Source organism: Thermosporothrix hazakensis, assembly GCF_003253565.1.
In the GTDB taxonomy this organism is placed as follows: domain Bacteria; phylum Chloroflexota; class Ktedonobacteria; order Ktedonobacterales; family Ktedonobacteraceae; genus Thermosporothrix; species Thermosporothrix hazakensis.
The window spans coordinates 28,858-54,437 of sequence record NZ_QKUF01000001.1 but is presented as its reverse complement, the minus strand read 5'-3'; the positions used below and the strand labels follow the sequence as shown (position 1 = coordinate 54,437).

Sequence of the window (25,580 nt, the reverse complement as noted above, 5' to 3'; positions counted from 1 at the left end):
ACTGCAAGAGACTATTGGTCAGACCTTTTTTTGCGCAAAGCGCTCAGGAGAAGTGAATCTGTGCTATACTAGCGAGAGATGGGCCGAAATTGGTATCCTCCTGCTCTGTTTTTCTTATATCATGAGAGTTCTCCGTTAACAGTTTACAGTATGTAGAATGTGAGTGAAGTCGGGCACTAATGGGTGAAACACTGAATCTTCTGTTTCGGGCGCGTGGGGCGAACGCTATCGAGCTGGAGGTGCGGGATAGCTGGTCAGGGCGCGTTGTCCGTGGCAATTTTGTTCCTCCTTTTACGCCGAGACAATTAAGCAATGTACAGAAGAGACTGAATAAGCTTGAATGCAGTGATCAGGAGCTCCGCGACATTGGTCAGCGTCTCTATCGCGCTCTGTGTGGGGATGGAGCCGCCGAGGCAGCGGACCGAGCGGTAGGCGAGATGTTGCGCAGCGTGATTGTGCGAACGCTGAGGCGGCGCGGTACGGTCGCGATGACGCTCTGTTTCGATCAGGGGTGTGAAGCGTTTGCTCGCTATCCCTGGGAGCTGTTGCACAATGGCGACCATTTCCTGCTTGGGTCGGGAATCTTTACCCTGACGAGGGCACTGCTACAGCCTGATATGCCGTCGGGAATGGAGTTTCCGGTGCATCCACCGATGCGCGTCCTCTATATCGGCGCTTCCCCGCTGGACTGCGAGGTGCTGGAAACCGAGCTGAGCTTTCAGGCACTTGAACGGGGTCTGGCCCCCCTGATTGAGACGGGCCAGGTCTTTCTGGATCGGTTGGAGCCCCCAACATTTGACCAGCTTGTTCGCTATCTGACCTCCTATGGCGGCGTGGGCATCTTTAACGATAATGATACGACGATCCCCTGCTATATCGTGCATTTCGACGGGCATGGCACCTATGGACGGCTCTGTCCAAATGAGGAATGTGGCACGATCAATGAGGCAGATGCACGCAAGTGTGAGGCTTGCCAGCGCTCGTTGAACAGGGTGAAACCGCAGACATATCTCTGCTTCAGTGATAATGATGGATATAACCGCTTTATCGACACCCAGACGCTGCGAGATCTCTTTGTGAGCAGTGATGTGCGGCTGGCGGTCTTCTCGGCCTGTGAGACTGCGACCATGCATTCGGGCTCGCAACAACAGGAGGTTCAGCAACAGAGCGCCGTTGATTCCTCGCTGGCGGCTGCGCTGGTCACGGCTCAGGTTCCGGCTGTGGTCGCAATGCCATTCTCCTTGCAGGACGATCTGAGCCCGACCTTTACCTATCATTTCTATGAGGCGCTTGCCGAGGGGAAAACCCTGGAAGAGGGGTTAACGCGAGCCCGGCAGGCGCTCTTGCCGATGCAACAGCGCAGTTGGTTTATTCCTGTGCTCTATCGGCAGGTACAGGAGGGGAATGAGAGCCCGGCCCCGTTCCTGGTGAGCCGCGATGCCTCCCGGGAATCGGCTCATCCGCTGGCCCATCTCGGCGCCCCCTCCATTTTCGTTGGCCGGACGCGGGAGCTTGGCGACCTTGATGATCTGCTCTCGCACGCAAGCAGTGAGACAACCAATGAGCTGAGCCGCGCTCGTCCCCTGCAAGTGCAGCATATCGCCCTGACCGGAGCAGCCGGGATTGGAAAGAGCGCGCTGGCTTTTGAGGTGGTGCGCCGGAATCAACGCAAATTCCCGGGAGGGATTATCGGGATCTCACTACAAAGTGGCAAGTCTTTCGGGGATGCTCTGCTCGATATCATGCTACAACTGCGTATTCCGGCGAAGAGTGCGCCGAATGCTGATATTGTGCGGCGTGAGCGGCTGGTACTGGGGGCGCTGCGTTCCAGAGCGAGCCGTGAGTTGCCCTGTCTGTTGATGCTGGATGGTTTCGAGGAGATCAAGGAGCGTGGGGAGGCTGAAGTCTGGCTTCGTTTTCTCTGTTCGTTGCCGCAAGAAGTGGCCGTGCTGGTCACTTCGCGCTCGAATCCTGAGACGATGATGGCGCTTGGTGGGCCATATTGTCGCTGGTATGAGTATCGGGTGGGCAAGATGACGGAAGCCGACCTGCATCAGCTTTTTGTGGAACTGGCGGCAGCAAGCGGGCTTGACCAGCGTATTCACCTGGACGACCCGCGTCAGCAGCAGATTCTGCGCGAGATCTGTACCTTGCTCGATGGCTATCCGCTCGGTGCGGAACTGATTTTCGGCACAGCGCGTACGATTGGCGGGCGAGTCTATACCCCGGAAGCAACCACGCGTTCGCTTGAAGAGGTGCGCGACGACCTCCGCTACAACCCGCTGGATGGCATTCTTGCCGTGCTGGAGGTTTCCTATCGGCGGTTAACTCCTCGGGCGCGGCTGCTGCTGTCGTATCTCTCGGTCTTCAAGCTCCCGTTTAACCGCGAACAGATCATTCTGCTGCTCACGCAGGAGACTTCCGGGGCGCAACCCGTTCGCCTGCTGCGTGAACAGGTGCGGGCGCAGGAGCAGATTGAGGCACACGAAGAGGTTTCATTTGCTGACCTGGCGACACACTGGCGGCAGGCGCGTGATGAGCTGGTGCAGGCGTCCTTTATTCAGTTTGATGGACACGTCTACACGATTCATCCGCAGATTCGCCACTTCGCGATCTCTCATCTTCCGCTGGACGAGCGGCGGCGCATTCATCGACTGGTTGCTGATTACTATATGCAGCTTTCGCGTCCGGAGCCCGAGGAATGGTTTGCGGCATTTGAGCATCTGGAATATGCAGAGGATCTTCAGAGCGCGGTCGATGTCGCGGTCCGGACGGCGCAGGCGCTTGAGGGGCGTGGCTATGCTCGTGAGCTGCTCGGGATGTTGCAGCGTGCGGGAACGCATGCCTCCCGGCTTGGTGATCGTGCCTGTGAGAGCCGGGTACAATGTGCACTCGGCGCGGTGCTGCGGCTCCTCGGACGCTATACAGAAGCTGAGGCCTGCCTGCGGAGCAGCCTGGAATTCTTCCGGCAGCAGCATGCACCTGAAGAGTCTGGTTGGGCGCTCTATCAGCTTGCCCTGCTCTTCCGCGAAGAGGGAAACTTTGCACTGGCGGGCGGCTACGCAGAAGAGGCGCTGACGCTGTTTCAGGAGGCCAGGAACCCGCAAGGTGAGTGCTGGATGCGCGTTATTCTGGGCGAAGTGAAGCGGGGTTATGGGCTATATCAGGAGGCGCTGGAGCTGTTTGAGCGTTGCCTGCTCGATTTCCGACGTCTCAACGACCGTGAAGGGTATGCCTGGGCCCTTCATGATCGAGCGCTGGTCTATGAGGCGCTTGGAGAGTATACGCGAGCGTTGAACGATGGTGAGGAGGCGCGGCGCATCTTCGACGAGCTGCAATTGCTGTCCGGTAAGGCCTGGGCTCTGACCGATATTGCTCTGATCCATGTGCGGCGGGCGAAGTTCGAGCTGGCGGAACAGATAGCAAAGGAGGCGTTGACTACCTTCCAGGATCAGGAGATGCAGCGCGGCAAAGGATGGGCGCTCTGGCTGCTTGGTGAGACGGCTCGCAAGCGGCGCGAGTTCTCGCAGGCGCATAGCTGTTATGATGAGGCGCGTTCGATCTTTGCGTTGCTTGGTGATCGCGTGAATCTGGCACGAACGCTGAACTCGCTTGGCACGCTGGCCTTCTATGAGGAGGACTATCTGACAGCGCAAGATCTCTATGAGCAGGCGCAGGCGATTGCTCAAGAACAGGGAGCCAGACAGGTCTATGGGCGGGCGCTCTGTGGTCTGGGAGACGTGGCGCGTATTCTGCATCGCTTTACCGAGGCGAAACGCCTGTATCAGGAGGCGCAGGATGTGGTCACGGAGCGCTGGACCGTCCTGCTCCGGCTTGGGCTGCTTGCCATCGCGCAACAGCAGTACGAGGCGGCGCTTGAGTGCTGGGTTGAGGCGCTGGTACTTGATCGGCGTGTGGGGCACCCTGAGCGTGCGGACCTGCAGCACCAAATTGAGCGCATTGTGGCAGAGCATGCGTTACAGGACATCTATACCAGTCTGTGTCGCAAGTATGAGCTGAGCGGCTAGAAGCTACCAGTCAAACAAAGAGACCCGGGATCTTCTCTCATCCCGGGTCTCTTTCTTCTATGCAAGTTCTTACTCTTTGTTGCGCTGAGGGCGCAGACGCGAGATCCAGCCTGTGCGAGCGCCATTGTTGTTCGCAGAGTCCGATTGCGGAGATTGCTCGGTCGCTTTGCCGTTGTGCCCGTTTGAGCGGGCTATGGTTGCCATCTCGTTGCGCAGCGGTGCCGTTCTGGTGTTCTCCTCGCCGTCGCCATTCTCGTTATTGATCGGGTACAGCTTGGACGATTTGATTGCCATCCAGGGGCCGGTATGGCCGTCCGTGGTCTCCTCGCTACGAATGGGCTCGTGCGGGTTCGGCAGATCTGCCGGGGCAAGGTTGCCGGTCAGGATCGGCTCGGCGGTCTGAAGGATCTGGTCGCGGCGCATGGGCTGCGTCTCCTGCTGTTCCAGCGACATGCGCTCGTCCAGCTCAACCAGCAGGCGGGCAATTTCTGGACGCAGCACGCGGTTGCGCTCGGGAATGCGGGTCCACTGTGCCAGCGCGGCGGGATAGTAGCCCGCGCGATAACAGTAGAGGCCAAGCATTGAACGGGCGTCGAAGATTGTCATGCGCTGGTAGAGTGCCAGTTCTTCGGCGGGCGTCTCAATCACATCCTCGCTTGCTTCAATGACTTCAACCAGATGGTAGAGGTTGATGCCGAAGAAGCGGTAGGGATAGCCGTAGAACAGCGCCAGACGGCTCCGGCGTGATGAGCGGTCGGGATAAGTGCCGACAAAGTAGCATTTTGTCCAGGTTCCGCTTGACCAGATAATGACGGCCAGAATCAGGATCAGAATACGAATAATATAACGCTGGAAAGATGAAGGAATCAGAGTCGATGCGACGCCGAGCAGGGCGAAACAGGCTCCAAGCGCCCAGGCACTGTAGACCAGCTTGCGGCGATCCCATCCGAGCAGGTCGAAATGGTGATGCAATGGAGTCGCGAGGAAGGGTAATGGGAACTCGGTATGCGGGATGAACTCCTTTGTGCCGCTGAAGCGCAGCATTGTCAGCTTGCGGCGGAAGAGGCGCGTGAGCACGCGGGCCGAGATCACGACGGAAAGTCCTTCCATCACGAACGCGCCACCGATCATTAACAGGGTCCATTCGTTCCGCGAAAAGATAGCGATGATCGCGAGCATACCGCCCAGACCAAGCGCTCCGCTATCACCCATATAGACCTTCGCGCGACGTTTGGCGGTTCGGTGACGGGCGGCCCATGAGGAAGGCCAGTTCCACGGCAGGAAGCCAAGCACACCACCGGCACACAACAGAGCCAGCACCTCCAGGACGATACCTCCGGAGTTCTCAGGGTTGACCAGACCCACAACGACGATTCCCAGGCCCAGGGAGGCGCTGAAGACCAGGCCGCCCGCCAGACCATCGAGACCATCGCTGAAGTCAACTGACAACGAGGTCAGGCTTCCCACAACGGCGGTAATGCCAACGAAGAAGATAAACCAGGCGTAATAGGCGATCTCTCCCGGATGCACCTGACAGACGCTGACCTCCGGTTTGGCCGCCTTTGGATCGTTACAAAGGAGCTGATTGAGAATCGGTAGATCCTTGTAGAAGCTGTACGATTCCTGCCCGTTCGCAAGCAGGAAGAAGTATAGGACCGCAACCGTGACCGAGACCAGAAAAACCCCGGCGAATTTGGCGATCTCCGAGAGGCCCTCGTTGCTGTAGACCTTTTTCCAGTCATCGACAAAGCCGACGCAGGTATAGCCGAAGAGGGCTCCCAGGCCGATCAGCAACAACGTCCACTGATCGCGGGAAAACTGGAAGAGAAAACCGGCCCAGATACCTGTACCAATAATTGCCAGAGTCAGGGCAGGACCGCCTACAAGCGGTAATTCGATTGTTTTGATCTCTCGACCGCCTGCGGGCATATCCGGACGGTGGGTGCCCGGTTTATGCTCACCGCTGCGAAATGTCGGAAACAGATTTTTGGCTATGCCACATAAGAGAAGGCTGGCTGCCGAGCATACCACAAAAATGACCAATAACCAGATAAGATTCATAGATACTCCCACGGCAAAATGACGGCCTGATACACAACTCTCAGTGAAACGTGTACGTGAACAGGGCACATTTCAGGAGATGGGTGTACAGGATGCTTTTTTGTCATTGAACTGTTGCAGTTGCTCTCTAGCTACACGTCTGTCATCCCAGGGAAGTTTTTCTCTTCCGATGATGATACTCTGCTCGTGTCCTTTCCCTGCCAGAAGGACCGTGTCGCCTGGTTCCGCGTGAGCAAATGCTGTGGCTATAGCCTCGGTGCGATCCGCGATACAGAGAAAGTCCGTGCCGCGCTTCTTGCCTGTTGACTCCGCGCCCACGGCGATTTCTTCCAGAATCTTTTCTCGATCTTCTTCGCGTGGATCTTCATCTGTAATCACGAAAAAGTCGGTCATCTGGGCTGCAATCTTCCCCATAAGAGGCCGTTTTTGCAGGTCGCGTTCTCCGGCAGAACCGAAGACGACCATCAGCTTACCGCTGGTGAGAGGCCGCAGGATGGAGAGCACTTTTCCCAGGCTATCGGGGGTGTGTGCATAGTCAACGATGACGGTGAATGGCTGCCCCTCGTCGATATGTTCCATGCGTCCGGAGACCCCTTTGACCGTTTTCAAGGTCCGGGCGATCACTTCGGGTGCGATACCCTGACTGTAGGCGACTGCGATGGCTGCCAGGCAGTTGCTGACGTTAAAGCGCCCGATCAGCGGGGTCTCGATCATGATCTCACCATCAGGGAGCAGCACGCGGAAGGATGTGCCATTCGCTCGCAGGTCCAGATCAACGGCGCGGATGGCGGCGGGGGTGTCGATACCATAATCCAGAATAGGTACGCGACAGTAGGGCTTCAGGATCTCATAGCTGACATCGTCACGGTTGAGGACCGCAACGCTGCGGCAGCCAAGCCCCTTATCGCGCTCGGGGTCCAGCATCTCAAAGAGACGCGCTTTTGCCCGGCGATAGTTCTCAATTGTCTTATGAAAGTCCAGATGCTCGTGTGTGATATTGGTCACAACGCCGACATCAAACTGACAGCCGTGGACCCGTTTGAGCTCCAGGCCATGCGAGGTCGATTCGATCACGGCATGCGTGACCTGTGCCTCTAGCATGCGCTTCAGGAATTGTTGAATCTCCGGGGCTTCCAGCGTGCTCTGGCGTGTTGCGTTGTCCCATTCCTGCCCGGAGATTTTGAAGTTTGCTGTCGTCATCAGGCCGGAGCGCAGACCTGCTGTATCAAGGATGGCACTGATGAGATTGGAGACCGTCGTTTTGCCGTCGGTTCCCGTCACTCCGATGGTACAGAGTTTGCTTGCAGGGTAGTCATAGAAGGCGCAGGAGACATTCGCCAGCGCAGTCAGGACGTCGGCGACCTCGATATAGGGGAGCGGAAGGTCCTGCTTCTGCTCTTCGGTCAGGGGTGCTCCCAGGGCTGCGACGGCGCCTTTACGGGCAGCATCCTTCAAATAGAGACGGCCATCAGTGTGTGTTCCGGGAACGGCAATAAATAAACCGCCGCTGGTCAGCTTCCGGCTATCATATGCAATGGCGGTAATATCTGCATGTGTATTGAGCTGATCTGCTTTGTAAATATGTATCGGAGGCTGCTCAAGCGCAGCCAGTATATTTTCTAGTTGCATAGGTACCCTTTTTCATGCGTATTTTGCATTGGATGAGACGAGTGGCTTTTCCCTGGCCGAGAGAGAGACTGCCCCCTGAGCAGGGAGAATCAGCAGTCTCTTGAGAAACATCGGGGCTCAGTAGTATATGGTACGAGTACGATGATAGGGTTGCATACCTTCTGATTGTTGCCCCAGGAACCAGAGCCGTTGATCTATCTCTGCTGCTGTAATTATAAACCCACGCTGTAACAGAAATCTGCGGATTAATTCACATGCCCAGATGGTGGCGGCACGAATTTCAATCTCTTCAGGGCTTCCTGCCTCCAATAGAATGTGATGATCAACGCGCTCTGCCAGCTCAGGCGTATACTCCAGCACATGGTAGTAGCGGAGCACCTGCGGCAGCTTGTAATCCGCGAATGCAGTCAGCTGATCCAGGTCGTGGAAGGCACCCCATTGTTTTCCACCGAAGGCGTGGTGCAGGTCTGCAACGCAGATTTGAGCGCGTTTCAGGAAGCGAACTTCCCGCTGGCGAAACGTCGCGATATCGCGAAATGATGGGAAGTGTTCCGCTAAGAGCAACGCGAGCTGAACCGCACTTCCCTGTGCTTGCTCGATGACACGCGAGAATTGCCCGTCGAAGCGCTCCAGAAGAACGCGTCCGACCTCTCGTGCATTGTGAAGTCGTTGCTCGATTAATGGGATTGTATGCGAACCGCGAAAAATATGGGATATCGTATCCAAATCTATAGTACTAAGGTACCCGGCATCCCAGAGCGGCAGCCCTTCTTCAACCGCACGCGTGAGCGCGGCTGCCTCTGCCCAGTAGCCATTGAGCGTTTCGCCTTGATAGGTGATCGTCCAGCGTGGTTGGCCTTTTTCGGCCCAGAAGCAGAAGTTCAGGGCATCGAGCAGGAGCATCCAGTTGACCGTGCGTTCGGTGCCATCAAAGAAGTGATACTGCAGGTACCACTGTGAATCATCCTCTGCCTTCTGCTTGCCCATTGCCTGTATCCACTGCTCACAGAGCGCCTCCAGTGGTTTCTGATTGATCCGAACATACGTGCTTTGCGCAACGACTGGCTCGGTACTGCTCAGCACGCCAAGCGGGTCGCGAGTTGAATTCTGACTCATCTCTTTGTACTCTGCTCCTGGTTCACAAGATTGTTCATGGCACGAGATCGGGCCCGACGCATTTGGGCCAGGTATGGTTATTAATGGGTAAGGAGCATCGGGCCGTGCTCTCAATGTTCTTAGATTCTACTAAGGGAAGGAAGCTCCCGTCAAATGAGCAAAACTTTAAGGTAGGGGGAACAGGGAGAAGTGGGGGAAAGAGAAAAGCTGCTGAGGTTGGGCTTATAGCAGCAGCTTTCAAACAATCGGGTATTAGTGGGCCTTTACATAGCCTCGCTCTTGCGCATATTGCCAGAGAGATTTCTGCAACTGGCGCCGTGCGCGTGAAATGCGGCTCATTACTGTACCGATAGGAATTTGAAGCGCCTCCGCGATTTCTTTATAGGAAAGCCCCTCAATATCGGCCAGAATGACCGGCATACGGAAGTTATAGGGAAGATCCATTAACGCCCGGTATACGTCTTCGTCTAGATATTTCTCAAGTACTTCCTCTTCTGCCCCTTGTGTGAGTTCCTGCCCGCTTAAATCCCGAATGTGGTTATAGAGGTAAAAGTCCTCTCCCTCCGGGAGCGAAGCGGGTGTTGGATGCGTTGCTAGCTTACGATAACGGTTAATTGCCGATGTATTCAGAATGCGGAAGAGCCACGCGCGTAGATTGGTGCCGGGCCGATAGGTGTTCGAGAAACGAAATGCTTTCAGCATAGTTTCCTGAACCAGGTCTTCGGCTTCCTGCTGATTATTAGTCATGCGCAAGGCTGTCCGATACAGGCTGTCGAGTTGCGCGAGCACGCCTGCAACGAAATCCTCCGATGGCTCCTGATTCGGTTCTTCCTGATTGACTGAAGTCTCTTTGGATGGCTGTTCGGTTTCTGTTGTTGGCGACGGCACTGGCGCATCTTCAAATGATGAAAAATCCGGCATCAAGCTCTCCTCTAGCGAGATACCCACGGGTATCTGTCAAAGTACTCATAGTATATCACATGGGGGGTTTTAAGGAAATTCGTGAGTCCGCTTCCTCATTGATTCCACGCCTCAGGCCGGGTCCGCGTTGCAGTCGGGTGCACTGCGTTGCGTACCGGAATTGTGGTTCGCTATCCAATCATACAGGGAGAGAAAGCCCCTGATCCTCCTCCACACTCTGCACTTCCCTGCTGACGCAACCGGAACGGTGTACCTTTTATCCCCTATGTCCACTATCAAGACGCGCTACATCTGGTGAAATAAAAGCTGCAACGAGGTACAGCCTCCTTCTATTATAATCGCATATTTCTTTCCATTTCTGAAGGCTTGTCCCTCGCTGCTTTTTGGTTTCAGACACTTCTGTTATCTATTGCCGGGCTGAGGTAATTGCCCGGAGGCGGCGGGTAGTTGCCCGGCTGCTGTATATAGTTGCCCGGAGGCGGATAAGGCATATTCGCTTGCGGGTAGTTGCCCGGAGGTGGATAATTGCCCGGCTGCTGTATATAGTTGCCCGGAGGCGGATAAGGCATATTCGCTTGCGGGTAATTGCCAGGATATACATAGCCTGTAGGTGCGGCCTTGCGCTTCCGGGCCGCGATAACAAGGAAGGAAATATAGCCAATGGTGGCTGGCCAGAGCACGATTGCTGCAATGGTTGTCAGGGTCCTGGTCGTCTGCTGACTCTGGCGTTCCTCATCAAAGTCCTTTTCTTCAGTGTTGCCGTATTTGTCCTTGTGAACGCAGACATCGTGTTTCCCCATCTTTTTGCCACCACAGGTCAGGTTATCTGGATTGGTTGCGACAGCGGTGATGGTTGTTCCGATGCAGAGGATAATGAGGACGAGAAGCAATCTGATCTGTACGCTGGCAGCTCTGCATCCTGTTCGCATAGAATTGTGATTCTCCCTCTGAAAATCGTAGCTAGAATATAGAGAAAAATACCTATACGTAGAACGGAATTGAAGGGAAGCGGTAACATGTTTGGCTTCTCAAGCACGGAGAGAGGATCACAGCAACACGATGGTTGCAACAGGTTACCTGGGAGTGAGATATTTTCTTTGTATGAAGCGTATTGAAAAGTGATTGATGCAGCTATCCACGTTTTTTGCCGCTACCGCCCTGCGGGATGGACGCCTGTTGTCTGCCTGAGGTTATGGTATACACTATCTTTTCTGCTGAAAGAGGTAATCAACTGCTGCTGAGACTATTATAATAGTCGCATAGCCATATGCTTTGTCGAAAGATATGGGTCTCTTTTCATCTTATAGTACGACCTGTTGAGGGCGAGGGCTTCCTGTATGGAGAGGTTGCATCAAGCAGACAGGCAGGCTTTTTGAGCAAGACTGAGAGGCAGGAAAGCCCGATATATCGCCGTTTTTGTGGGCTTGTGGAGCGCTCTTTCCGGCGGCTTATCCAGACAATGGGAATGAAAAGCCCGGCGGATTATGTTAGAATGAACAGATATAACGGCGAGCTAAAGCAGGAGATTGTTCAATGGATTGTTTGAATTGTTATGAGATTTCCGCTCGTCTCCATCTATATATAGATCGGGAGCTAAGTGCAGAAGAAATCGAAATCGTGCAGCAGCATCTCGAAGATTGCCCGAGCTGCCAGTGCCGCTTTCACTTTGATATGCGGCTCAAACGTTTAGTCCATGATTGTTGTAAGATACAGGGAGCGCCCGAGCATTTGCGTGAAGCCGTTTTGCGTATCGCTCGTACGCCTCGTGGCAAAACCGTCGAGATGGCTCCAGAGCTGCTCTCGGAGATACAGGCAGACATGGAGGGGCGTTAGAGCGGAAGTCCAAGTGTCTGTAGAAGCCAGAAGCGCCCCTGAGCCAGAAGAAGCATTTCTCCTATACTGAGCAGGCAGGCAATGCCCGCATAAGGGAGAAGTTCTTTATATCTGACAAAAGTTTCGCTGCGTTTTCTCACCAGCACAAGGAGCAGCAGATTCAGGCTGCCAAGCGCGGTAAGCAGGCCAGCGGTGCTGAGGAGCGCCAGCGGGTAGAGTGTCAGCGGATGCTGCGAAGCGGCGGCAAAGAAGGCAAGTATCAACAGTGGCAGCAGGCCAAAGAGAAAGCGCCACGATGGAATACTTGCACTACGATGATATGTAGACCAGAGCATCTGGTTCAGCACAGGAAGCAGAAACGATCCTATTGCCAGCCCCGCCAGCAGTCCCGTTGCAAGGCGCAACAGATTGTGCGGCGGGTAAAGATGAGGAAGCCTCAAATCAACTGCCAGTGAATTCAAGCCATCGGTTGCCATCAGGCAAAAGCCCCCTGCCAGCACAAGCGCAAGGGGAAGCGGTGGAATCTGTTGCGCCTTTCCTCGACCCGTGACCAGCAACGTGCACACAGTCAGCAACAGACCAAGATAGATCCCGGTATCACGAGCGCACAGCGGAAGTGCGATCCCGCCGGGATGCAGGGTGTGGCCCGGTTGTTGGGCACAGATTCCGCTATCCAACCAGCGCAGACGCTCAAGCAGTGGCTGTTCTGGTAGAAAGAGAAGTGCGGCCAGCAGACCCAGATAGAGCATGGCCAGCAATAACATGAGCGTCGGTGAATCTGTCGGCGCTTTTTGTATGGGCTCGCGTTTGTGCGTCATTCTACTCAGGAAAGTCCGATATTGAAGAACGAGTTGAACAAGGTCAGCAGGTTGAAGAAGATCACAATTCCGGCCACGATCATCAGCACGCCTGTCGCGATCTCAATTTTTCCCAGATAAGGCTTCAGCCGCGTTAACAGCTTGCTCAGTTGATTGACTCCCAGCCCGAGGAGCAGGAACGGAATGCCCAGGCCGAGCGAGTAGAGCAGCAACAGAAAGATCCCCTGTCGTAATGTCTCCGCGTCGGCTGCCAGAACCAGAATAGCCCCAAGAATTGGCCCGATACAGGGAGACCAGCCTAACGCGAAAATAACGCCTATCAGGAAGGAGGCTGGATAGCTTGGACGTGAGGGCCGATAGGAGAACCGTTTCTGTGTATAGAGAAAGGGCAGACGCAGAAGGCCGGTCAGGTGCAGTCCGATCAGGCAGAGAATCACGCCGCCGATCTGCCGTAACAGAACCTGATGCTCTCGTAAGAAGCTTCCGAGCACGCTCGCTGTTGCCCCTAGCGCAATAAACATCAAGGTAAAGCCACCCACAAAGGAGGCTGCATGGAGAAAAGTGGTGAAGCGCTGTGACGCCTCTTGTTTCGCCTGATAAATACTCTGGCCGACCAACTGCCCCAGATAGATCGGGACAAGTGGAAGGACACAGGGAGAGAGAAAAGATGCCAGGCCCGCTACAAAAGCAAGACCAAAATGAAGCTGTGTCGGATTCATGCTGTACTGTTCTACGCTCCTCGTTTTCCTGTACTCTATTCCTGGTCATAGTATAGGAGCTTACACGAATCTATGCAACGTCAGGGGCGCTTTCTGGTGCGTTGCGTCTGCTTGAGATGTTCCTGTGCAGCCACCATCAGGGAATGGGGTTCGCCGCTTTCGCTCGGGCCCAGATAGGAAAGCTCATGTACGACCGCGTTGAAAAGCGGGTCATCGGTCGAGGTGAGCTGACAGAGCGAGTGGAAGGCTGTTTGTGCCACATGCTCATCATGATCAAGGAGCGCCTGAATCAGCGCTGGAATGGCCCATCTTGCCCCGATATGGCCGCAAACAAAGGCCGCACAGGCTCGTACCCCGCTATCGGGATCATTGAGGAGCAGGCGCAAAATCTGGGCATGTGGCGTGATAAACATGGCATGCGGGTTCCAGAGCATCCCGAGCAGTTCGAGGGTGCGCTGACGAACCCAGGCGCTCGGGTCGTTGAGCAGTTCCAGGATGACCGGGTTCTGTGTGATAAGCTGGCTGATATCTTGCAGCGCCTTCTTCTTGCCTTGATTGCGAGCCAGATAGAGCAGGTAGGCCAGCGAGTCCAGAGCCGTGACCTGAATGTGCTCATCGTGTTGTTGCAATGGACCAAGCAGCCAGCGCACAATATGGCGGCGATTGGAGGCCCGTAACGCGCCATGCAGCAGCCGCATTCCCTCGATAGCCTCGACGTAGGCCGGGTGCTCGGGATGAAGCATAATTGTGCCAAAGACAGCCTTCACGTACTCTCCGCCACAGGCAGCCAGCGTATAGGCTGCTTGCCTTCGCACCTCGTCGACAGGTGATTTCAGCAGGCGTTGAATCTCCGTCGGGAGCGAGTAAGAGCGGATCATTCGCCGCATAGTGTCTTTTCTGGTGATCTCTTCCAGCGCTGTCAGGGCAACCAATTGCAGGCGGGGCCGGGGCGAGCGCAGCATCTCGCTCAACGGTGGGAGTACAGAGGGCGGCGAAATCATGCTGAGGGCGTGCGCGGCCTGAAGGGCGAGCTCCATATCTGTGTCATAGAGCGACTGTATCAGGCTGATTGCCAGTTGTTCCCGCTGGTTGATCGAAAGATTGAGCGGCATTTCAGTTGCCAGAAGAAAGAGCGAGGCTTTGCGAACCTCGGGGGGCGTGTGGGGATGGAGCAACTGAAGCAGGGTTCCCAGGCCGGCATACTCGCGGCTGTTGAGCAGCGCATAGGCGGTAGTCAGGCGGACAGGAAAGGCCTCTTCCGGATGTTGATGGGTATAAAGCGCCTGAATCGTGGCGCGGTCCAGAGTGACATTGCGGGCGCGCGTGACCAGGGCCAGAGCCGCAGCATAGCGTACCGTTGTCCACGGCGTATTCAGTCCCTCACGAAAGAGCGCCTCATAGCGCGGCTCTCCTTGAAGCTCAGCAGCCTCAATGACGCTGATCCAGAGTACAGGGCCGGGGGGGGTCTCGATGGCGGGATGCTGAAGCAGCGCTTCGAGTGGTAGAGCCGCTTTCTGGCTGAGATGCAGTAACAGGCGGCTGCAATGCTCATATTGGGGTGGCCACCAGGGCCATTCGGGCTCGGTAATCTCTTCGTGAGCGCTGAGCGTCTGGAGGATAAGTGGCAGGGCATCGGGCCCATAGCGTGCCAGACGTCGGGAGGCGAGCAGACGGGTATGATAGTCCGTGTCTGGCGCGAGAAGCTGGACCAACGCCACACGAATTTGTTTTGCTTTCAAACCACTGCTATGTGTCTTGAGTGTTGTTTGTTGCTGATTGAATTGTGAATACTGACCAGACATACAGAGCAACTCTTTTCAGTTTGGATACTCTGTCTTAGTTATAGCCCTGGAGACCAAATTTTCGGCAGCGCTTATTCGGTTCGCTCGGTCGGATTAAAAATCCGCTGAAGCTGACTCCAGATTTTGCGGCGACCACGGGTTTTCTGGTCCAGATCATCCTCACCGGGATCAATCGGAGGCGGGGTAATCGGCATTTGTGTATTTATGCCTGATTGCGAGCCGCTCAGGTTGTGGAGCGAGGAGAGCGACTGAAACGACGATGACGGCTGCTCCCGAAATGTGGGGGCAGGCGGCAGGGCCAGATGATTGTTCAGCAAGCGCGACGACTCAGGGGTTCTCTGTGGAAGCTGCACGGTAATGCGATCCAGCGAGAGCGGCGGGAGCGGGCGCGTGATGGATGTGTTGGGAGCCTGAAGGCCCCGGAGTTCTTCGGCCATATCGGCGGCGCTGGCATAGCGTCTCTCCCGGTCGCGGGCAAGCGCGGTCAGGATGATGCGCTCAAGAGCCGGGGGAATCTCGGGATTGTAGACGCGGGGCGGCTGGAAGATGCCCTGTACAATCGTCTGGGTCAGTTCGGGCATCGAGCGACCGGTAAACGGACGGCGTCCCGTGACCATTTCATAGAGCACCACGCCGAGCGCGTAGATATCGCTGCGGTTATCCAGTTGATGACCCCAGATCTGTTCGGGTGATGAGTAGTAGATGCTGCCCACCAGCGTGCGCGCGATGGTGATCTGTTGGAGACCGGGAGCGCGTGCGAGGCCAAAATCCATCACCTTCATCTTGCCCCATCGATTGAGCATCAGGTTTTCGGGCTTGATATCGCGATGGATCACATGGCGTTCTTTATAGGCAGCGTCGAGCGCCTCGGCGATCTGGGCGGCGTATTCGATAGCGAGGCGTTCGGGAATAATACCATCCATATGAATCAGGCTGGCGAGCGTTGGGCCCTGAACATATTCCATCGCAAAGTACAGCACCTGCTGATGCTGCCCTGCGTCATAGATATGCACAATATTTGGATGGTTGAGTCCGGCGACAATCTGGGCTTCACGAATAAAACGCGCAACGTAGGTTGAGTCGGTGGCAAGCGATGGGGGGAGAACCTTGATCGCCACTTCACGGTTCAGCGCGATTTGCTTTCCGCGATAGACAACGCCCATAGAGCCGCGCCCTATCTCCTCTTCCAGCAAATACCCTTTCAGGCTCCGGCCTGCCAGTTCGTTCATGTCAAACATCCCACCTCTTGGTGCGTCTCTGCCGGGAAAGCGGAAGGATGCGAGCGACAAAATGTATGCCTATCCGCGGATATATTCGTGCGGTCTGAAGGCGCTGTCCCGATGCAGAACGCTTGAGTATCACCCATAATGGAAATAGAAGCAGAGAACAGAGAAGATATGCATACATACCTCGATATTCTCTGCTTGTGCCCGTTTTCTAGTCCAGGTAATCTTTCAGAATGCGGCTGGCCTGCGGATGGCGCAACTTGCGAATCGCGCGTTCCTCGATCTGGCGCACGCGCTCACGGGTCACCTTTAGCTTTTTGCCAACCTCTTCCAGAGTATGATCATGGTCGTCAATCAGGCCGAAGCGCAATTCAATTACCTGTCGTTCGCGCAGAGTTAACTGTCCGAGCACTTTGCGAATCTCTTCGCGCAAAAGCTGTTGATCTGTGATTTCTGTTGGGCTGCGTTCGCGGCTATCTTCGATGATATCGCCGAGTGTGTTTTCTTCTTCATCGGAAAGTGGAGCGTCCAGCGAGAAGATCTTTTCGGCCCAGATGAGCAGTTCGCTGACACGATCGGCGGACATTCCCAGACGATCGCCAATGATCTCAGGAGTTGGTTCGCGTCCAAGTTCCTGATACAACTGGCGTGTGATGCGTTTGACCCGCATGACCTCTTCCATGATGTAGACAGGAAGACGGACAACGCGAGTGCCTTCCAGGATGGCACGAGTGATGGCCTGCTTGATCCACCATGTGGCGTAGGTAGAGAAGCGGAAGCCTTTGCGATAGTCAAACTTCGTGACAGCACGAATCAGGCCGATGTTGCCTTCACACACGAGATCTTCAAGTGAAAGCCCCTGACCGACGTACTTCTTGGCAATGCTTACTACCAGTCGCAGGTTCGCCTCAATCAGATGATTTCGAGCCTCCTTATCGCCTTTCTCGGCTAGTTCCGCAAGGCGAGCTTCGCTGGCGGCTGACAGCAACGGGATACGCGAGATCTCGCGAAGGTAGAGTCGTAAACTGTCACTTTGTGCCAGGTTACTGAACTCTGCTTCTTGCAGGTGTTCGCGTTCTGTCTCTACCGGCTTTTCGCGGTCATGTTCAGTGTCAAACATCACTTTTCGTTCCAAGTGCTTGCTCTTTTCTTCCTGCAAACTGTACATCACATTAGTTCAGTCTTGGTTATTGTATCATACATGTGGGTTATTGCAAGCGAAAGGCCTTCAGCCTTGCGTGAAAGTTCTTTTTTTCGCTTGTTCCGGCCCCTGTTTTTTCGCTGCACCATCTTCTGCGGATGCTGCAATTGGCTTTTGTTTTCGGTATAATGGATGTACATTACGCTGGAATCTCTCTCCCAAAACTGAATTTCTGGCTATCCTTTGTAACTCAGACTCCGTTGTAACGTACATAGTTTTGCACGTTCTATAATATAGAAGCTATCAAGATATGGGCTGTCATCGAAGCGATCTGTTGCCATGCTCTTGACGGCACTATTGATAACAATTATGTATACGTTTTTTCTTCTCGGTTTTTCTCTCTCTTTGAAGAGGCGCACATGAATATGAGCTTACCACTCGCCCTTGATCCCGGTACGGTGGTGGGCGGGCATTATATCATAGGGCCACTGATTAATAATGGTGGGTTTGGGGCGGTCTATCGTGGTTGTGATACGACCGAGGGAAATCGCCAGTGTGCGATTAAGGAGACATATGATGTGACTCCTGCCGCTCGGCGTCAGGCTCTCATGGAAGCGAGTGTCCTCTTTACCGTCAGAAGCAAACATCTTCCGGAGGTGTATGACGCTTTCGAGGACAAGGGACGCTTCTACCTTGTCATGCAATTGATCGAGGGGCGTAACCTGCTTGAGGTGCTCAAGAGCCGCGTCCCTGCCGGGACGGTCGGAACCGCCGAGCCGGGGCGTCAGCAGCATGGGCCTTGTACCGAACAGGAAGTGCTGTCCTGGCTGCTGCCTATTATCGAGGTGTTACAGCAGCTCCATAGCCGCCAGCCTGCGATTATTCACCGTGATATCAAGCCCGGCAATATTCTGCTGACCCCTGACGGCACGACCGTGCTGGTTGATTTTGGTCTGACCAAGATTGAAGATCCCAAACGGGCAACCCAGACGTTGATCAAGGCAGTAACCGAGGGATTTAGCCCCCTGGAACAATATACCGGCACCACGGGGCCGCGCTCGGATATCTATTCGATGGCCGCAACGATGTACCTGTTGCTGACCAATCGTCTGCCACCGCCGGCCTTGCAGCGCAGCTACCAGGATGATCTGGTCGCGCCGCGTCTGCTCAACCCGCAGATTTCGCCACAGGTAGAGATGGCGCTGCTGCGTGGGCTGGCGCTCTATGCCGACCAGCGCTTCAGCAGCATGAGCGAGTTCGCTGAGGCTTTGACAGGCTCCGACTATCACGAGCACGACGAACCGACCATCGCGGTGGCGCCACCCTCGCAGCATGGCTATAGCGGCACGCAGCAGCCGTTGAAGCTGCCCGCACCACCCGAACCGGATCCGCTGCCCTATCCCTACGTCCCCTATGGGCCGCAAATGCAGCAGATGCGCCCGCCTGTGCAGGTGCCCAAAGGCCGTGGCCAGCCAGCGCCCGGACCGGCGATCAAGCCGGGTTATGGCTATGTGCCGATGCGCCCGCTACCGAGCGCATCCAATCAGGGGTGTCTCTGGGGGATGTTACAGGGTGTGCTCGGGGCTTTGCTGCTGATCTCGCAGACAACGGCCACGAACTTTTATCTGGGAATCGGGCTCGGTTGTGTCTTCTATCTCCTCTCGGGGCTGGTGACGACCTGGCGCGGTGGTTCCTCCTTACGTGGTGGTCTGGCCGGGATCTGGGCCGGGGTGGTCAGTACTGTGACCTTCTGGATCATCTTTCTGGTCGCACTGGTGGTGCGTCTCTTTAACGTGCTTGCGGACTACGGCGGGATCACATCGCCCGAAGAGGTCGCCGCGGCCTGGGCGAAGGTCTATCCGCCCTTCCTGACGTTGCCCACGCAGGTGACAGGACAGGCACACCCACTGTTGGTCTTTCTGGGGGCTGGGCTGGTGGTGGCTTTTCTTTTTGGCTGGATCGGGGGGGTGCTCGGGAACGCGCGGTATAAGGCGAAGCGACAACAGAAATACCTACCCTGAAGTGCTATCGACAGATAGGAGCTTTTTCCTGAGAAGTATGGGAGGGCGGGCATCGTGTGATACGATCAGCTTGCAATTCCTATTTCTGAAAAAAGGGAAGGTAGTACAAATCTTTGGCTACGCAAGAAGGAACGAATCAAGCAACTCTTGAAGAAGCGCTTTCCGTTCACGATATAGCGGAGATGCTGAGTGTTGAATTGAGCGCTGAATGGAAGCTCAAAGCCGATCAGGTCGCTCGCACTATCACGCTGCTCGATGAAGGGAACACGATTCCGTTTATTGCTCGTTATCGGAAAGAAGTGACCGAAAGTCTGGATGAGGTCCAGATTCAACGGATTGCCGATAGAGCGGCTTCGCTGCGTGCGCTGCACGAGCGAAAGCTGGATGTCCGCCGCCTGATCGATACGCAAGGGAAATTGACGCCCGAACTCGAAGCCGCTATTCAGGCGGCAAGAACCTTGCAGGAGGTGGAGGATATCTACCTCCCTTATCGTCCCAAGCGCAAAACGCGGGCCAGTGTGGCGCGTGAAAAGGGTCTGGCCCCGCTTGCAGAGCTGATTTTGCAGCAGCCCGAGCTAGTCGGCGATCCCGAGGCCTTGCGTGAGGAGCACGCTCAACCCTTCCTTGATCCCGAAAAAGGGGTCGAGACCAGCATGGAAGCCTACGCAGGCGCGAGTGATATCGTGGCCGAAATCATCGCCGAGGATGCAACCGTCCGTGGCAATGTGCGTACGCAGTTCTTCCAGCGCTCGCAACTCAGCGCCCGGGTGGCCGACGAAGAGACGCTGAAAGAGAAAGATCCCAACGGCGTGTATCAGTTGTATTATGAGTTCAATCAGCGGATCACGCGGCTGGTGCCTCACCAGATTCTGGCGTTGAATCGGGCGGAGCGTGAGGGCGTCCTGCGTGTCAGCGTCGATCTCCCGTATGAACAAGAGCAGAACTCCATAACTGCTGTCTATCCCTCCAAATCAACTTCACCGTTTGCTTCGCTGCTTGAGGAGGCGACGGAGGACAGCTATAAACGCTTGCTGGCGCCCTCAATGGAGCGCGAGGTGCGCGTTGAGCTGACCAAAAAAGCCGAAGAGCACGCGATCAACATCTTTGCCGTCAACCTGCGTCATCTGCTGTTACAGCCACCGCTCCGCGGAAAGAAGGTCCTCGGCATTGACCCGGGTATTCGGACTGGCTGTAAGGTGGCGGTCGTCAACGAGTTTGGCAGCTTTATCACCTCCGATGTCATCTATCTGCACAGAGAACAGCAGGCCAGAGAGACGCTGCGCTCCCTCATTCAAAAGTACGAGATCACGGTGATCGCCATTGGGAACGGCACCGCTTCCCGTGAGACAGAACAACTGGTTGCCTCCCTGATTCACGACCTTGAGCAGGAGAACGGGAAAGCCGAGCAGATCGGCTATGTGATCGTGAATGAGGCGGGCGCATCGGTCTACTCGGCCTCGGAGGCGGCACGCGAGGAGTTCCCCAACCTCGATGCCACACAGCGCGGCACGATCTCGATTGCCCGACGCCTGCAGGATCCGCTGGCCGAACTGGTCAAGATCGATCCGAAGGCTGTCGGTGTCGGGCTCTATCAGCATGATGTGGATCAGAAGGAGCTTGCCGCGATGCTTGACCGCGTGGTAGTCTCCTGTGTGAACTTTGCGGGTGTGGACGTGAATTCGGCCTCGGCGGCGCTGCTCAAGCGCGTTTCTGGGATCAATACCCGGGTGGCCAACGCTATTGTGAAGTATCGCGAGGCAAACGGTCCCTTCACTTCGCGCAACGACCTGCTGAAGGTTCCCGGTCTGGGTCCGGCCACGTTTGTGCAGGCGGCTGGCTTCCTCAAGATCGCGAACGGTACGGAGCCGCTGGACAATACCTTTATCCACCCTGAGAGCTATGATGCGGCCCGCGCCTTGCTCAAGATGCTCCCCGGCGATGAGACGCAAAAACCTTCTGAGCGTATCGCCCAGTTCAAGCAGTTACTCACGCTTCAGACGAAGTTCGGGCGCAGCATGCGCAATCGAGGCGGCGACAGCGAGCAGGAGGTATGGAGCGATATCGCGAAGAAGATCGGGGTCGGTCTGCCAACACTGCAAGATATCCTGGAAAACCTGGAGAAGCCGGGCCTTGACCCACGCGATGCGCTGCCCAGGCCAATTCTGCGCCATGATGTGCTGAAAATGGAGGATCTTCAGCCCGGGATGGTCTTACAGGGCACTGTGCGCAATGTCGTCGATTTCGGCGCCTTTGTGGATATCGGTGTGAAGCAGGATGGCCTTGTGCATATTTCCGAGATGTTTGAGCGCTTTGACCGTTCCGCTCCACGTGATCCGCTCAGCGTGGTGTCGGTCGGGCAGGTGATTCAGGTGCGCGTGCTGAAGGTGGATATGCAGCGCGGGCGCATTCAACTAAGCATGAAGGGAATCCATTGATCTCAGTTCGTCAATCACTCGAAATGGCTCTCTGCTCCGGGCAGGGGGCCATTTTCGTGTGCTGTCTTTTCTGGCCAGGACTGGAAATCCTGACCTATAATATCAATATATTCCCTCTTATCGACATCCACAACTTTTTGAGAGGCTTTGCGCATGGTGAAAAGAACCTACGAGTTTGAGCGATATATGAATGTCCGCTCGGCGATGTTGCCGAGTTTTTCACCCGATGGAAGCCAGATGGCCTTCTTGACGGATATCACAGGCGTGCATGAGGTCTGGAGTGTCGCTGTTGAGAAGCAGGCGAAGCGCCCCGCCTGGCCAGAACAATTGACGTTCCGCAATGAACGTATGATGGAAGCTGTTTTCTCTCCTGTTGCCAATACCCTGATAGCGGTCGGCGATATGGGCGGCAATGAGCGGACGCAGCTCTATCTTCTCCATGCGGACGGCTCGGTCCTCAAAGGGCTGACCGAGAAGCCCGAGGTCATGCATCATTTTGGCGCCTGGTCTCCTGATGGTCGCCGGATCGTATATAGCAGCAATGAACGCGATCAGCGTTATTTCGATATCTATGAAATGGGGATTGCGAGTGGCGCGGTTCGCTTGCTGTATCAGCAGGACGGCTCGAATTATGCCTGCCAGTACTCCCCGGATGGGCGCTCTGTCCTGATTTCCCGCTCGCTGACTACCACCCAGAATCAACTGCTCTTGCTGGATACGGTGACCAATGAGGTGCGCGAGCTGACCCCGGCCATTCAGGAAGGGCCTGCCTGGCATGGGGCTGCGAGCTGGACCGCTGATCGCAAGGGGCTCTATCTGCTCTCCGATCGGGGGCGGGAGTTTATGTCGCTGGCCTATCTTGATCTGGAAACGACGGAGATGACCTTTCTCTATGAGCTGTCGTGGGATATCGAGCAACTGGCCCTGACAGAGGATGGCTCGGTGCTTGCGCTCAGTATAAACGAGGATGGCTGTTCGCGGCTGGAACTCTATGATGTGACGCAGGGGTGGGATGAACGCAAGCAGTTGATCGCTCCGACGCTTCCGAAGGGTGTGGTGCTCAGCCTGGGCTGGTCGAAGGAAGGAAACGAGCTGGCGATTACCCTGAGCGCCGCCGATGATACTACGGATATCTGGGTCTGGCATCTGGACGGTGGAACCGTGCAGCGCATGACCTACAGCTCGACCGGAGGTATTCCACGTGACACCTTTGTCTCTCCTCAGTTGTTGCGCTATCCCTCGTTTGACGAGCGTCAGATACCGGCTTTCCTGTACCTGCCTGAAGGGAAGCACGAAAACCTGCCCGTGATTATCAGCGTCCATGGCGGCCCCGAGAGTCAGGAGCGGCCTCGTTTTAACTGGCTCTATCAATATCTGGTCGCCTGCGGTTACGCGGTGCTGGCGCCAAATGTGCGCGGCAGTACCGGCTACGGCTATGAGTATCAGAGTCTCGATGACGTACGCAAGCGCATGGACTCGGTTGCTGACCTGAAATATGCGGTCAACTGGCTCTGTGAGCAGGGCATTGCTGACCCGAAACGGATCGCGGTCATGGGTGGCAGCTACGGCGGCTTTATGGTGCTTGCGGCGCTGACAACCTATCCCGAGCTCTGGGCAGCAGGCGTCGACATTGTGGGCATCGCCAATCTGGTAACCTTCCTGGAGAATACCGGCCCCTGGCGGCGTAAGCTGCGCGAGTCGGAGTATGGGAGTCTGGAACATGATCGCGAGTTTCTGGAACAGATCTCACCGATCAACCATGTTGAAAAGATCGTGGCGCCACTGTTCGTGATCCACGGTGCGAATGATCCCCGCGTGCCAGTCGGAGAGACCGAGCAGATTGTGAAGGCGCTTCAGGAGCGCAATGTTCCCGTCGAGTGTTTGATCTTTGCGGATGAAGGACACGGGATTGTGAAGCGTGCGAACCGCCTGCAAGCATATCCGGCGGTCGTCCGTTTTCTGGATCAGCATCTGCGCGGGGAGCACCGGTGAGAAGATGGCTGGCCCGGCGACAGCTTGCCGGGCCTTTTCTGGCTTAACGGGGAATAATGGGCAGAATGATCGCGGATGGATGCTCTGCATCGTGATAGATTCGCTGTTCTGCCACGGCCATCTCGGTTGTTTGTCCGAGGGGCGCCCCGGTGTTCAGGTTCCGGTCGTATTTGGGGAACGCGCTTGATGAGAGCATCAGGCAGATACGATGTCCCTGTTTGAAGACCTGACTGGTGTTCCAACAATCGATAGTGTACTGATAGACGCGGCCCGGTTCGATCAGCGATGGCTGCTCCATGCCCTCGCGGAAGCGGGCGCGAACCATGCCATCACAGAGGCGCTGCCGAAAGCCGTTCGGCCAGACGTCGATCAGCATGGCGTTGAAATCGGTGTCGGGCGCTGACGAGGCGGCGTAGAGTTCAACACGAATCGGGCCCACAACCTCGACGTCTTCGGTCAGCGGCTCGGTGGTATAGACAAGCACGTCATCACGGCGAAGAATGGCCGAGTAGTCGTCCGGGCCGCCGATCTGCGAAGAGGTTGGCTCGGTCATAAAGGGGACCGGGCGAGCCGGATCATAGGTGTAGGTATCTTGCGGCTGGTTGTCGGCGGGCTTTTCTGGCGTGAGGACGCCATCACCGAAGCGGCTGTTTGCTTTGCCCTGACTGTGCAGATAGTAGGGGGTCCACCGGGTACGAGCGAGCGGCCATTCCTGCTCGTCGCGCCACACATTGTCTCCCATAATGAAGATGCGTACCGGAGCATCGTTATGCTCGATGCCCTTGAGCCAGCGATCAAACCAGCGCACCTGTTCCGCGCGAAGATCGATAATCGCCTGACTGCCAAAATCGACCTCACCCAATTTTGACGCTCCATTGACGTTATGTCCCCAGGGTCCCATCAGGAGACGCTGTTTGTCGCGGGCTGCGGGCGCGCCCGTGGTGGTCATGCCAATGTAGTTCAGAGGTGTGCCAATCTGTTCATCATCATACCAACCTGAAATATGCAGTACAGGCAGATTGACCCGGTCGAACTTTTTCTGATAGCACAGCGGCTGCCAGTAGTCATCAAGCTGCGGGTGCGCGATCTCTGCCCGCCAGGCCTCAATAACGCGTCCTGTCTGCTCATCCATCGTGAGGAGCGGGAGGTGCTGATAGACCTCTTCCCAGTTGATGGTTTCCATTGGCTGATTGACGCGTCCGCTGACCAGGTGGAGCCAGCAAAGGTGCATCGGACTGGGCAGACCTGTGGGCGTCTCGACGAAGGGATCAGAGGGTGCCACGGAGACGATCATTGTTTTGAGGTGTGGAGGCTGTTCCAGCGCCGCAAGCCACTGAATGCGTCCCGGATAGGAGCCGCCAATAGTGCCAACCTTGCCATCACTCCACGGCTGTGCGGCGCACCACTCAATCGTATCATAGCCGTCGGGGCCCTCGTTGCGATAGGGGGTGAATGTACCATCAGAATCGCCGCGGCCGCGTACGTCAACCGCCACAAAGACATAGCCATGGCGGTTAAAATCCATAGCCATGGCTGCTGTGGCATTGGAAGCTTTCTGATAGGGCGTGCGCATCAGAATAACGGGCCATTTCCCCTTTGCGGGCTCGGAGGGCAAATAGACATCTGCTGAAAGGGTAACGCCGTCTCTCAGTGGAACACGCTGGTTAAAGAGGATACGAGTTTCGCGAGATGCGAATAGTGACATGAAGCACGATCCTTTCTAAAATTACGACATCAGATAGCAATCTGCCTGCTAGTAGTGTACCCCTTGTGTGGGGTGGGAAGCAAGCAAAAGGTGATTGCCCGCTTCCCTGTGCAGCGGTTTCTTACAGGGGCTC

16 protein-coding genes are annotated in these 25,580 nt (G+C 55.8%); 5 read left to right on the top strand and 11 right to left on the bottom strand.

The features are described from left to right. The first annotated feature begins 179 nt into the window (after positions 1-179). Positions 180-4,028 carry a tetratricopeptide repeat protein gene (locus tag EI42_RS00185; RefSeq protein WP_111317507.1) on the top strand — a complete coding sequence of 1,283 codons (3,849 nt, stop codon included), beginning with the start codon at positions 180-182 and terminating at the stop codon, positions 4,026-4,028. Between the two features lie 69 nt (positions 4,029-4,097). Here the strand turns inward: EI42_RS00185 and EI42_RS00180 are convergent, their stop codons facing one another. The 5 genes from EI42_RS00180 to EI42_RS33025 all read right to left on the bottom strand — a co-directional run bounded on the left by EI42_RS00180 (position 4,098) and on the right by EI42_RS33025 (position 10,684). After that, positions 4,098-6,089, bottom strand: a complete 1,992-nt coding sequence (locus EI42_RS00180) for an MraY family glycosyltransferase (protein WP_111317506.1) — start codon at positions 6,087-6,089, stop codon at positions 4,098-4,100. Positions 6,090-6,161: 72 nt separating this feature from the next. Next, positions 6,162-7,718, bottom strand: a complete 1,557-nt coding sequence (locus EI42_RS00175) for a UDP-N-acetylmuramoyl-L-alanyl-D-glutamate--2,6-diaminopimelate ligase (RefSeq protein WP_111317505.1) — start codon at positions 7,716-7,718, stop codon at positions 6,162-6,164. 117 nt (positions 7,719-7,835) lie between these two features. Then, positions 7,836-8,834, bottom strand: coding sequence for a queuosine 5'-phosphate N-glycosylase/hydrolase (locus tag EI42_RS00170; protein WP_111317504.1), 999 nt, complete (start codon positions 8,832-8,834; stop codon positions 7,836-7,838). Between the two features lie 252 nt (positions 8,835-9,086). Further along, complete coding sequence (locus EI42_RS00165; protein ID WP_111317503.1) at positions 9,087-9,755, bottom strand: sigma-70 family RNA polymerase sigma factor; 669 nt, start codon at positions 9,753-9,755, stop codon at positions 9,087-9,089. Positions 9,756-10,144: 389 nt separating this feature from the next. After that, positions 10,145-10,684, bottom strand: coding sequence for a hypothetical protein (locus EI42_RS33025; protein WP_211325977.1), 540 nt, complete (start codon positions 10,682-10,684; stop codon positions 10,145-10,147). A 604-nt stretch (positions 10,685-11,288) separates the two neighbouring features. Between EI42_RS33025 and EI42_RS00155 the strand changes: the two genes are divergently transcribed. Next, on the top strand, positions 11,289-11,588 hold the full coding sequence (locus EI42_RS00155; protein WP_111317502.1) for an anti-sigma factor family protein: 300 nt from the start codon (positions 11,289-11,291) through the stop codon (positions 11,586-11,588). On the opposite strand, the gene EI42_RS00150 is transcribed toward EI42_RS00155, so the two are convergent. From EI42_RS00150 to EI42_RS00130, 5 genes are all read right to left on the bottom strand, one after another. Beyond that, complete coding sequence (locus EI42_RS00150) at positions 11,585-12,352, bottom strand: DUF2085 domain-containing protein (protein ID WP_211325976.1); 768 nt, start codon at positions 12,350-12,352, stop codon at positions 11,585-11,587. The two genes, EI42_RS00155 and EI42_RS00150, sit on opposite strands and share 4 nt — an antisense overlap. Before the next feature lie 59 nt (positions 12,353-12,411). Next, complete coding sequence (locus EI42_RS00145; RefSeq protein WP_111317500.1) at positions 12,412-13,125, bottom strand: cytochrome c biogenesis CcdA family protein; 714 nt, start codon at positions 13,123-13,125, stop codon at positions 12,412-12,414. An 80-nt stretch (positions 13,126-13,205) separates the two neighbouring features. Beyond that, a complete protein-coding gene (locus tag EI42_RS00140; RefSeq protein ID WP_111317499.1) occupies positions 13,206-14,927 on the bottom strand; it encodes a HEAT repeat domain-containing protein in 1,722 nt (573 codons plus the stop codon). Between the two features lie 71 nt (positions 14,928-14,998). Continuing rightward, complete coding sequence (locus EI42_RS00135) at positions 14,999-16,156, bottom strand: protein kinase domain-containing protein (RefSeq protein WP_211325975.1); 1,158 nt, start codon at positions 16,154-16,156, stop codon at positions 14,999-15,001. A 208-nt stretch (positions 16,157-16,364) separates the two neighbouring features. After that, complete coding sequence (locus EI42_RS00130) at positions 16,365-17,273, bottom strand: sigma-70 family RNA polymerase sigma factor (protein ID WP_249033436.1); 909 nt, start codon at positions 17,271-17,273, stop codon at positions 16,365-16,367. 440 nt (positions 17,274-17,713) lie between these two features. On the opposite strand from EI42_RS00130, the gene EI42_RS00125 reads away from it, so the two are divergent. From EI42_RS00125 to EI42_RS00115, 3 genes are all read left to right on the top strand, one after another. After that, positions 17,714-19,315 (top strand): serine/threonine protein kinase, encoded by a 1,602-nt coding sequence (locus EI42_RS00125; RefSeq protein ID WP_111317496.1) that lies wholly within the window; start codon positions 17,714-17,716, stop codon positions 19,313-19,315. Positions 19,316-19,497: 182 nt separating this feature from the next. Beyond that, positions 19,498-21,750 (top strand): helix-hairpin-helix domain-containing protein, encoded by a 2,253-nt coding sequence (locus EI42_RS00120; protein ID WP_111319495.1) that lies wholly within the window; start codon positions 19,498-19,500, stop codon positions 21,748-21,750. 153 nt (positions 21,751-21,903) lie between these two features. Beyond that, a complete protein-coding gene (locus tag EI42_RS00115; protein ID WP_111317495.1) occupies positions 21,904-23,742 on the top strand; it encodes a S9 family peptidase in 1,839 nt (612 codons plus the stop codon). Between the two features lie 43 nt (positions 23,743-23,785). On the opposite strand, the gene EI42_RS00110 is transcribed toward EI42_RS00115, so the two are convergent. Then, on the bottom strand, positions 23,786-25,447 hold the full coding sequence (locus EI42_RS00110; protein WP_111317494.1) for a CocE/NonD family hydrolase: 1,662 nt from the start codon (positions 25,445-25,447) through the stop codon (positions 23,786-23,788). Positions 25,448-25,580: the final 133 nt, after the last annotated feature.